10 protein-coding genes are annotated in these 11,002 nt (G+C 55.1%); 9 read left to right on the plus strand and 1 reads right to left on the minus strand.

Features of this window, described 5'->3' with window-relative positions:
- Positions 1-40 precede the first annotated feature (40 nt).
- Positions 41-1,633 (minus strand): S41 family peptidase, encoded by a 1,593-nt coding sequence (locus tag VHE34_RS11450; RefSeq protein ID WP_325587906.1) that lies wholly within the window; start codon positions 1,631-1,633, stop codon positions 41-43.
- A gap of 181 nt (positions 1,634-1,814) precedes the next feature.
- Between VHE34_RS11450 and VHE34_RS11455 the strand changes: the two genes are divergently transcribed.
- The 9 genes from VHE34_RS11455 to VHE34_RS11495 all read left to right on the plus strand — a co-directional run bounded on the left by VHE34_RS11455 (position 1,815) and on the right by VHE34_RS11495 (position 10,998).
- Positions 1,815-2,666: an N-acetylglucosamine kinase gene (locus VHE34_RS11455; protein ID WP_325587908.1), complete on the plus strand. Its 852-nt coding sequence runs from the start codon at positions 1,815-1,817 to the stop codon at positions 2,664-2,666.
- A 10-nt stretch (positions 2,667-2,676) separates the two neighbouring features.
- Positions 2,677-3,489: an N-acetylmuramic acid 6-phosphate etherase gene (gene murQ / locus VHE34_RS11460; protein WP_325587910.1), complete on the plus strand. Its 813-nt coding sequence runs from the start codon at positions 2,677-2,679 to the stop codon at positions 3,487-3,489.
- A 10-nt stretch (positions 3,490-3,499) separates the two neighbouring features.
- A complete protein-coding gene (locus VHE34_RS11465; RefSeq protein WP_325587912.1) occupies positions 3,500-4,063 on the plus strand; it encodes a hypothetical protein in 564 nt (187 codons plus the stop codon).
- A 152-nt stretch (positions 4,064-4,215) separates the two neighbouring features.
- On the plus strand, positions 4,216-5,112 hold the full coding sequence (locus tag VHE34_RS11470; protein ID WP_325587914.1) for a hypothetical protein: 897 nt from the start codon (positions 4,216-4,218) through the stop codon (positions 5,110-5,112).
- A 221-nt stretch (positions 5,113-5,333) separates the two neighbouring features.
- Positions 5,334-6,167 carry a prephenate dehydratase gene (locus VHE34_RS11475; protein ID WP_325587916.1) on the plus strand — a complete coding sequence of 278 codons (834 nt, stop codon included), beginning with the start codon at positions 5,334-5,336 and terminating at the stop codon, positions 6,165-6,167.
- Positions 6,164-7,330 (plus strand): pyridoxal phosphate-dependent aminotransferase, encoded by a 1,167-nt coding sequence (locus VHE34_RS11480; protein WP_325587918.1) that lies wholly within the window; start codon positions 6,164-6,166, stop codon positions 7,328-7,330. The genes VHE34_RS11475 and VHE34_RS11480 overlap by 4 nt, the downstream gene beginning before the upstream one ends.
- On the plus strand, positions 7,327-8,178 hold the full coding sequence (locus tag VHE34_RS11485; protein WP_325587920.1) for a prephenate dehydrogenase: 852 nt from the start codon (positions 7,327-7,329) through the stop codon (positions 8,176-8,178). The genes VHE34_RS11480 and VHE34_RS11485 overlap by 4 nt, the downstream gene beginning before the upstream one ends.
- A gap of 46 nt (positions 8,179-8,224) precedes the next feature.
- Positions 8,225-9,886: a DEAD/DEAH box helicase gene (locus VHE34_RS11490; RefSeq protein WP_325587922.1), complete on the plus strand. Its 1,662-nt coding sequence runs from the start codon at positions 8,225-8,227 to the stop codon at positions 9,884-9,886.
- Positions 9,887-9,906: 20 nt separating this feature from the next.
- Positions 9,907-10,998 (plus strand): chorismate mutase, encoded by a 1,092-nt coding sequence (locus tag VHE34_RS11495; protein ID WP_325587924.1) that lies wholly within the window; start codon positions 9,907-9,909, stop codon positions 10,996-10,998.
- Positions 10,999-11,002 lie beyond the last annotated feature (4 nt).

Below are 11,002 nucleotides of genomic sequence, written 5' to 3' on the forward strand. Positions count from 1 at the left end.
TCGAATGGTTCAGTTGGACGGGGCGGCTTTCCAGCCGCCCCTATTTTATTACTTCGAGGGCCTTATTGACGACGGGGTCATAGGCGTTGCTGACCTCGAAGTAGCCTTCGGTGCGCCAGATCTGGCGGGCCATCAGGGCTTTCAGGCGGTGTTTGAGGATATCTTTTTCCCGGGAGGGAATGGAGGCCAGGCTGATCGTGTCTTTTGCCGCGTAGGCGGTGAGTCCTTTCCAGAGGTCGTCCTCGTCGTGGAAGCCGGCGATGAATTCGGCGGGGGACTTATAGTTCCGCAGGGTGGAGAGATGTTGGATATAGTAGGCGTAGATAAAGCGGCTGAGGGTCCCGTCGACGTAGAGGGTGGTCGTGCTGCGGGAGAAGGTGCTGGTATCGAAGCCGATGAATATATCGGGAGTGATGCCGCCGCCGCCATATACCGTGCGGTGTTCGGGGCCGAGGGTGCGGTAGGAGGGGCCGGCGTGACGGGTGGTTGTATCCCCATGGAGGACTTCGCCGTCATGGAACCTTTTCATCACTTCTTCATTATAGTCTTCATGACCTTTGTTGTACGGCTTTTGGATGCTGCGGCCGGTGGGTGTGTAGTAGCGGGCGATGGTGAGGCGGAGGGAGGATCCGTCGCTGAGCTGGAAGGGCTGCTGGACGAGGCCTTTGCCAAAGGTGCGCCGGCCGATGATGGTGGCCCTATCCCAATCCTGGAGGGCGCCGGTGAGCACTTCGCTAGCCGATGCCGTGCCTTCGTCGGTGAGGAGGACGAGTTTGCCTTTTTCGAATAGGCCATCGCGGCGGCAGCGGTAGTCTGCGCGGGGGGAACGGGCGCCGACGGTATAAACGATGAGCTTATCGCCGTCCAGGAAGTCGTCGGCGCATTCGATGGATTCCTGCAGGATGCCGCCGCCGTTGCCCCTGAGATCGAGGATCAGGCGTTGGAGCCCTTGTTTCTGCAATTGCATCATGGCCTGGGCGAACTCGGCATGGGTCGTTTCCGAGAAGCGGTTGATGCGGATATAGCCGGTTTCCTTATTGAGCATATAGGCGACGTCGACGGAGGGCAGGGGGATGGTGCCGCGGGTGATATGTACCTGCATCGGGGTTGGGTTGCCGACGCGGAGGAGGGTGATGGTGACGTCGCTGGAGCCGGGGCCGCGGAGGAGTTTGCGGATGCGGTCGTTGGTGATGCCGTTACCGGCGACGGCGGAGTCGCCGACCTTGATGAATTTGTCTCCGACCTTCAGGTTGGCTTTGTCGCTGGGGCCGCCGGCGAGGACGTTCATGACGTTGACGGTGTCGTCGAAGATCTGGAATTCGACCCCGATGCCTTCAAAATTGCCTTGCAGGTCTTCATTCATTTCCACGGCATCGGCGGGGGGGATATAGACGGAGTGCGGGTCGAGGTGGCTGAGCATGCCGTCGATGGCCCCGTCGGCGATCGTATCGGTCGAGATGGAGTCGACGTAGTTCATATTGATGAGATCCATCACTTCCTGTACGGGGGTGGGCTTCCGGGCCATGAAGATGTTGGAGGGTCGGATATTGCTCCGGAGGCGAAAACCGATGATCATGCCGATGATCATCACGATAGCGAACAACAAGGGTAGCCAGACCTGCAATTTTTTCATTCGAGCGATTTGTTGTATAAATATTCCAGAAGGCTGCAAATTAATGAATGATAAGTTAAATTGCGGTCAAAAAACCCGAGGGATTGATGAGTGGCTGTTCTGTACCGGCGCCTTTGGCGCCTTGCGGGGCCAATGTCGGACCTTCGGGCACCGGACCTGTGGTCCGGTTTAAGCGAGGCCAATGAATATACTTATAGCGGATAGCGGGGCGACCAAGTGCGAGTGGTGCCTGCTTTATGACGGTAAAAAAAAGAAGGTGGATACGCAGGGGATCAGCCCTTATTTCCTCGATTCGGCGGGGATCGGCCGGGTAATTGAAAATGAGCTTATGCCGGCGTTCAAGAGGCTGGATGTGGAGATCGACCAGGTGTACTATTATGGGACAGGGTGTCTGAATCCGGACAATCGGAAGATCGTGGCAAAGGCCCTTCGGGGGGCGTTCCGGGGGGCGGGGGTGCATGTGACCCATGACCTGATGGGGGCGGCCGTCGCGGCTTGCGGTAACACCAGGGGAATGGTCTGTAATCTCGGTACCGGCAGTTTCTCCTGCTATTTTGACGGCAAAAAGATCGCCAAGAGCAGTCCCGGACTTGGGTATGTACTGGGGGACGAGGGGAGCGGGGCCTACCTGGGCAAGAAGGTATTGCAGTACTATCTTTATGATACCTTTGACGAGGAGCTGCGATATAAGTTTGACGCCAAATACGTTACCAACAGAAGCGAGATCCTTGAAAATGTCTATAAGAAGGCATTGCCAAACCGGTACCTGGCTTCGTTCGCCCTGTTCCTTGTGGAGAACCGTGGGCACTATATGATCGAGAATATCATCGAGGACGGGCTGAACGATTTTTTCTTCCAACATTTGTGTAAGTACCGGGAAAGCTGGAAATTGCCGATCCATTTTGTAGGGGGGGTGGCTTATGGGTTCAGGGATGTGGTTGGGGAGCTTTGTAATACCTATGAATTCGAGCTCGGGAATGTGCTTAGGAAACCGATGGATGGATTAATAAAATATCATCAATTAAAAAAATAGTTGGTTTATAATGGCATTTGAGAAGTTCACCGAAGAAGAAAGCCGGTATCACGACCTGGAGAAAATGAGTATAGAAGAAATCCTTATCAGCATTAACCAGGAGGATAAGACGGTGCCTGCGGCGGTGGAGAAGGCTATTCCGCAGATCGGGAAGCTGGTGGCGGCGATAACGGACAAGATGCTTGCCGGCGGCCGGCTCTTCTATATCGGCGCGGGTACGAGCGGCCGGCTTGGGGTGCTGGATGCCAGCGAGATACCTCCGACCTATGGTATGCCTTTTGATCTGATCATCGGCGTCATTGCGGGTGGAGAGGGAGCGATCCGCAAGCCGATAGAGAATGCCGAGGACGATAGCCGGCAGGGTTGGCTCGACCTTGAGGCTTACGAGGTTTGTGATAAGGACCTGGTGATCGGGGTGGCCGCGAGCGGTACCACGCCATATGTGATCGGGGCGTTGTCGACTTGCCGGGAGCGCGGGATCCCCACGGGTTGTATCGTGTGTAATCCGGGTTCGCCGGTGGCCGAGCAGGCCGATTATCCCGTGGAGGTCGTGGTGGGTCCGGAATTTGTGACGGGGAGCACGCGAATGAAGAGTGGTACGGCCCAGAAGCTGGTGTTGAATATGGTTTCCACGGCGGTGATGATCCGGATCGGCCGGGTGGAAGACAACAAGATGGTGAATATGCAGTTGACGAACAGTAAATTGGTGGATAGGGGCACCAAGATGGTGATGGAAGGAACGGGGCTTACGGATTATGAGAAGGCCCGGGAGCTGCTGCTTCGCAGCGGGAGTGTCAAGAAAGCGGTGGATTCAGCGACCTGATAAGTTTGATATGCACGAGATAGAACCTTTTTACAACTGGCGGCACATTTACATCAGCGAGGAAGACGAGCGATCGCCGTTCTATGGAAGGATCTATTCCGAATTCGAGTTCTCCCAGACCATCTACAACTATTATATCCATCCGCAATGGGATGATTTCGGGTCGCGGACCTTGTATTGCAAGGTGCTGCTGGCCGACTACGATGAGCACTATGCCGTGATCGAGCTGTTTGGGGAATGGAATGACGCCATCGAGAACGATATCATGAACCTGAAGCGGGAGGTGACCGACAAATTCTTCGAGTTCGGTATCACCAAGTTCATCCTTATCTGCGAGAACGTCCTCAATTTCCACAGCGGGGACAAGGATTACTACGAGGAGTGGTATGAGGAGGTGACCGATGCCGGCGGCTGGGTCGCCTGCCTGAATATGCCGGAGCAAACCCAACATGATTTCCGGAAGGCGAAGCTGAACCGGTGGATCGAGCTGATCGAGCTCGAGAACTGGCGGACCTACAAGCCGTTCCATCTTTTTACGCTGATCGACAAGCAAATTATGCAGCGATTGGGCTAGCTTGCTGTAACCTCCCGCCCGGGAGAGGCGTCTTATTACGCACTTCTTAATGTAATTACATGAAAGCTAAAACTTTATGGATTTTTCTCGCAGGGATTGTCTTTTTGACGGTTTCGTGCCGGAATCATTGGCGGCACCATAACCGGATGTCCATGTATGATGGGACCAACCGGGTAGAGGTGCGTTATGACGGCGATATTCAATTCAATGAGGATGAGACAGAGATAGCCCGGATCTCGCCGGGCGGTTACCTGGAATACTGGCGTAACGAAGACCACCTGCTTGCGGGGATGAACGACAAAGGGGTGCTGCAGGTGGAACTGTATGAGAATGGGAAACCGGTGGATCGGGCATCGGCGGAGGGGAAGGCGCTGGAGGCGAAGGTCATTAAGGGGATGATCGGGCTTGGCTTCGATATCGACGGGCGGATGGACCGGCTGTACCGGAGGGGTGGGTATGCGGCTTTGCTGAGCGCAGTGGACAGCGTCGATGGGGACTATATCCGCCAGCGATATCTCGAGCGTATACTGAGTAGCGATAGTCTATCGGAACGGACGGTGGCGGCGGTGGTCGTTCGGGTGCGTGGTAAGGTCGGTGGGGACTACGAGAAGAAGGAGCTGCTGGAGAAGGTGGATACCCAATACCTGAGGAATGATTCGGTGTGTGCGGACTACCTGGAGGCTGTCAAGAGTATGGGCGGGGACTATGAGAAGTCGGAAGCCATACAGCATTTGTTAAGGGGTAGGTTGAAGGAAGGCGGCGCTTTTGACAGTCTTTTGACGGTGATCGGCAAGATGGGCGGAGACTATGAGAAGAGCGAGCTTTTGACGAAGGTTGCCCGCAAAGACATCCGGGAGGGAGGATCCTGGGCGGGGCTGATCCGGACGACGACGACGTTGGGTGGGGAATACGAACGAAGCAATGTGCTGATCGAGATCGGGCGGCGGCTGCCGAAGGCGGATAGTCTTCGGACGTTGTATATGCAGGCTGCCAAGACCGTGCATTCGGACGAAGATTATGGCAGGGTGGTGAAGGCGGTTGAGATGTAAATTTTGACCGGGCTTGAAAAATAATTTGGTAAATTGAGATAAGTCCCTAATTTTGGTGCACTGATATGATCACTACGAAAGCATACCGTTATTTTTTCTACTCTTTTTTCTTCTACTTTACGGGTAGGCCGGGATTGCTTTTGTTAACCAAGAACTAAACAAAGAGATTAACATAAAGAATCCCGGTCAACGACCGGGATTCTTGCTTTTATAGAATACGCATGGGTAAAAGAGTATCGATACAAGGTTATGAGGGCAGTTTTCACCAGGTGGCTGCGCAGCAATTCTTTGGAAGGGATGTAGAGGTGATCACGTGCGCCACGTTCCGGGAGGTGATCCGGGTGGCTTCGAACAGGAAGGAGAGTGACGGGGGGGTGATGGCGATCGAGAATTCCATAGCAGGGAGCATTTTGCCCAACTACAACCTGCTGCAGAAGAGTCCGTTGCTGGTGGTCGGGGAGATCTATCTGCAGATCGAGCAGCATTTGATGGTGAATCCAGGGGTAACGCTGGAGGATATCCGGGAAGTGCATTCGCATCCGATGGCTCTTTTACAGTGTATCGATTACCTGGAAAAGCATCCGGCGTGGAAGCTTGTCGAGACGGAGGATACCGCGCTGAGCGCGAAGCACCTGCATCAGCATCGCAGCAGGCATACCGCGGCTATTGCGAGCGGGCTGGCCGCGGAGCTCTTCGGGTTGCATATCCTTGCGCCGAGCATCCAGACGATGAAGAACAACTACACCCGGTTCCTTATCTTACAGCGGGAGGAGAATGCGATGGTCGTTTCCAATCCCAACAAGGCTTCCGTCAATTTTCATACGGACCATTCGCGGGGAAGCCTGGCGCGGGTGCTGACCCGGATCGCCGATGGCGGGATCAATCTCAGCAAGCTTCAGTCCTTTCCGATCCCCGGCAGCGAATGGGAATATTCCTTTCATGCGGATATGGAATTTGACGATATGGATCAGTTCGAGCGGGTGATCGAGGCCATTAAACCCATTACGGCAGAGCTGAAGATCTATGGAACCTATAAAAAAGGCATTACAGTATGATCATTACAACGGCCAAACGACTCGATGGTATCGGTGAGTATTATTTCTCGAAGAAGCTTCGGGAGATAGATGAATTGAACGGGCAGGGGAAGAATGTGATCAACCTGGGGATCGGCAGTCCCGATCTCCCGCCGCATCCGGATGTCATCCGGGTTTTGCAGGAGGAGAGCGCCAAACCGAATGTGCATGCGTATCAGTCATACAAGGGGTCGCCGGTGTTGCGTAAGGCCATTGCCGAGTGGTATTCGAAGTGGTATGGCGTGGCGCTCGATCCGGACGTGGAGATCCTGCCGTTGATCGGGTCTAAGGAGGGGATCATGCATATTTGTATGACCTACCTCAATGAGGGAGATGGGGCGCTGGTGCCGAACCCGGGGTATCCTACCTACCGGAGCGCGGTAAAGCTGGCGGGCGGGGAATGCATCGACTATTCTTTAACGGAGAAAGGGGGATGGGTACCCGACTTCGACGAACTGGACCGGCTGGCGGCTGGTGGCCGGATCAAGTTGATGTGGGTGAACTATCCGCAGATGCCGACGGGGCAGATGCCGACCATGGAGCTGTTCGAGCGGCTGGTGGCGTTTGGGAGGAAACATGGCATATTGATCTGTCATGATAACCCGTATAGTTTCATTCTTAATGATCTGCCGATGAGCCTGCTGGCCGTTCCGGGGGCGAAGGAGGTGGTGATCGAGCTGAATTCGTTGAGCAAGTCACAGAATATGGCCGGATGGCGGGTGGGTACGTTGTCGGGCGCGAAGGAGCGCATCGACGAGGTGTTGCGGTTCAAGAGTAATATGGACAGCGGGATGTTCCTGCCGGTGCAGTTGGCGGCTGCGAAGGCGTTGTCGCTTGGCAAGGACTGGTACGACAGCGTGAATGCGGTGTACGGGGAACGGCGGGAATATGTGTTCGAGTTGCTGGAGTTGCTAAAATGCGATTTTAGCAGAGACCAGGTCGGAATGTTTGTTTGGGCGAAGATCCCGGCTGCGTACGCCGATGGATACGCCCTTAGCGACCGGGTGCTTTACGATGCGGGGGTGTTCATCACGCCGGGGGGCATCTTTGGTCCGGCGGGGACGGGGTTTGTGCGGGTTAGTCTGTGTACGCCCGTGGAGAAATTCAAAGAAAGTATAAACCGGATAAAATCGGCAGGAATATGAGATTCGATACGGTTACGATCGTTGGGGTGGGGTTGATCAGCGGCAGTTTTAGTTTGGCCTTGAAGGACCGGGGGCTGGTCCGCCGGGTCATTGGGGTCAGCCGGACGGCGGCGTCCGCGCAGAAGGCGTTGGACCTGGGTTTGATCGATGCGGTGTTGCCTCTGGAAGAAGCGGTTAAGCAAAGCGATCTTATCTATGTTGCGATCCCTGTCGATGTGACCATCCCGGTGATGAAGCAGGTGATGGACCTGGTGACGGACAAGCAGATCGTGACCGATGCGGGTTCTACGAAAGGGGCGTTGTGCGCGAGTTTGGCGGACCATCCTATGAGGCGGAGGTTTGTAGCGATGCACCCGATGTGGGGTACGGAGTACAGTGGTCCGGAGGCGGCGGTTCATGATGCTTTCAAGGGCCGGTGTTGTGTCATCTGCGAGAAGGAGAAGAGCGATGGGGATGCGGTTGCCGTGATGGAAGAGCTGTACAGGGAGATGGGGATGCATTTTGTCTATATGGACGCCGACAGCCATGATATGCACGCCGCATATATTAGCCATATTTCGCATATCACCTCGTTTGCGTTGGCCAATACGGTGTTGGAAAAGGAGAGGGAAGAGAGCGCGATATTCGAACTGGCCGGCGGTGGTTTTGAGAGCACGGTGCGGCTGGCGAAGAGCAATCCGTCGATGTGGCTACCGATCTTTATGCAGAACCGGGAGCATGTGCTGGACGTGTTGAACGAGCATATTGCGCAGCTGCGGAAGTTCAAGAGCTGTTTGGAGAAGGAGAACGAGGAATATCTGAGGGAGTTGATGGAAAACGCCAATAAGATACGGAGGATCATTAAATAAGGCCCTCCGGGGCAAAAACCGTATTTTTGCGGCAAATTTTGACTGTATGACGACATTTGAAGGGTTAGGTCTGGATCCGCGGCTTGTTCAGGCTACTGATGCGCTGGGGTTCAAACAACCGACACCCATACAGGAGCAGGCCATTCCTGTATTATTAAGCGGAACGAAGGACCTGGTAGGATTGGCACAAACGGGGACGGGGAAGACTGCGGCTTTTGGCCTGCCGCTGTTGCAATTGGTGGATGCTGCCGAGCGGTATCCGCAGGCGCTGGTAGTGTGCCCGACCCGCGAGCTCTGTATGCAGATCGTGAACGAGCTGGAGCTGTTCAAGAAGTTCATTCCCGGGATGCATGTGATGGCGGTGTATGGGGGGACCTCTATTGGGATGCAGATCAGGGATCTGCGCCGTGGGGTACAGATTGTGGCAGCGACGCCGGGGCGGTTGATCGATTTGATCGAAAGGAAGGCGATCAATCTGGACCAGATCAGCTTTGTGGTGCTGGACGAGGCGGATGAGATGCTGAACATGGGTTTCCAGGACGATATCGAGTTCATCCTGCAGAATACCCCGAAGCGGGATGCGACCTGGTTGTTCAGTGCGACGATGCCGCCCGAGATCCGGCGGGTGAGCAAGAAATATATGGAGTCGCCGAAGGAAATCACGGTGGGTAAGGTCAATACGGCGAACAAGAATATCGACCACCAGTACTATGTGACCTCGGCGCATCAGCGGTATGAGACGTTGAAGCGGATCATCGACTTCAACCCCGGGATCTACGGGATCATCTTTACGCGAACGAAGGCCGATGCGCAGGCGATCGCCGAGAAGCTGACGAGGGAGGGATACGATATCGATGCGTTGCATGGCGACCTGACCCAGCAGCAGCGGGACAAGGTAATGGGGGAGTTCCGGGAGAAGACCTTGCAATTGCTGATCGCGACGGATGTGGCTGCGAGGGGGATCGATGTAAAGGATATCACGCATGTCATCAACTATGAATTGCCGGATGATGTGGAAGTATATACGCATCGCAGCGGGCGTACGGGCCGGGCGGGGAGTACGGGGATCGCGTTGTCCATCGTGCACAGCCGGGAGATCGGGAAGTTGCGGCAGATAGAAAGGATCGTTCAGGCGCCGTTTCATAAAATGGAGATCCCCAGTGGGAAGGACGTTTGCCGGAAGCAGTTCTTTTCGTTCATGGACAAGCTGTTGCAGGCGGATATCAGCCATGGGGATTATGAGACCTATGTACCGATGCTGGCGGAAAAGTTTGCGGATGTGAGCAAGGAGGAGGTGCTAAAGCGGGTGGCGGCGATGGAATTCGACCGGTTTTTGAAATATTATGAGAACGCTGAAGACCTGAATGTGCGGGAGCGGAGTGCGATCCGGGAGCCACGGGGCGGAGAGCGGAAGGAATATGGCAAGGTAGAGAGGGGGACGAGGGGTAGGGAATATGCCGCCAATGGCGATTATACCAAGCTGTTTGTGAACCTGGGGACGAAGGATGGATTTTACAAGGCCAGCTTCCTGCAATTCATTCTTGATATGAGTGATCTGCGGAAGGAGGTGCTGGGGCGGATCGATATGAAGGAGATGAACAGCTGGATCGAGGTGGACAGGCGGTCGGCGCAGCAGATGATCCGCGCGATAGACGGGAAGAATTATAAAGGCCGGCGGATCAGGATGAATGATGCCAATAGTCGATAAGTCTAAAAGTTAAATATATCATGGAAGCAACTGAAACAAAGAGCGCGAAGGAAATTGTCCAGGCAGCCTGGAACAAGCGCCCCCTGATCATTTCCGGTCCCTGCAGTGCGGAAACGGAATCCCAGACCGTTGAAACGGTGACCCGGTTGGCCAAGACCGGCAAGGTAGATATTGTGCGCGCCGGCATCTGGAAGCCGCGTACCCGGCCGGGGAGCTTTGAAGGCATCGGGACCAAGGGGTTGCCCTGGTTGCAGACGGCAAGGAAGCTCACGGGGTTGCCCGTAGCTGTGGAAGTTGCTACCGCCAAGCAGGTGGAGGACGCTTTGCATTTCGATGTGGACGTGCTTTGGATCGGGGCGCGGACGACGGTGAATCCCTTTAGTGTACAGGAGGTGGCCGACGCGCTTCGCGGCGCGGATGTGCCGGTGTTGATCAAGAACCCGATCAATCCCGATATCGAGCTGTGGACGGGGGCTGTCGAGCGGGTGGCCAAGGCCGGCATCCGGCAGATCGGACTGATCCATCGGGGATTCAGCTCCTATGGGAACACGGAATACCGTAATGCGCCCATGTGGCATCTTGCTATCGAGATGAAGCGCCGGAGCCCGGGGCTGATGATGATCAATGATCCTTCGCATATCAGTGGCCGGCGGGATATCCTGCTGGACGTGGCGCAGAAGGCGATCGACCTGGACATGGACGGGCTGATCATCGAGACGCATATCGATCCGGACAAGGCGTGGAGTGATGCGAAGCAGCAGATTACTCCCGAGCGGCTGGCCGAGTTGCTGGACAGCATCAAATGGCGTCATGAGACGACCACGGAAAAAGACTTTATCGATGCCCTCGCCAAGCTACGGGAGCAGATAAACCACATAGACGACGAGCTGATCCAGTTGTTGGGGCAGAGGATGCGGATTGCCGACCAGATCGGCCGATACAAAAAGGACAACAACATCACGATTCTGCAGACCAACCGGTGGAATTCCATCCTGGAGAAGGCTTTTGCGAAGGGGGAGAAACTGAACCTGAGCAAGGAGTTTATCACCAAGTACTACGACGCTGTGCATATGGAGTCCATCAATCATCAGAACAAGATCATGAACAGCTAAGCCG

Source organism: Puia sp. (assembly GCF_035546395.1).
GTDB lineage: Bacteria > Bacteroidota > Bacteroidia > Chitinophagales > Chitinophagaceae > Puia.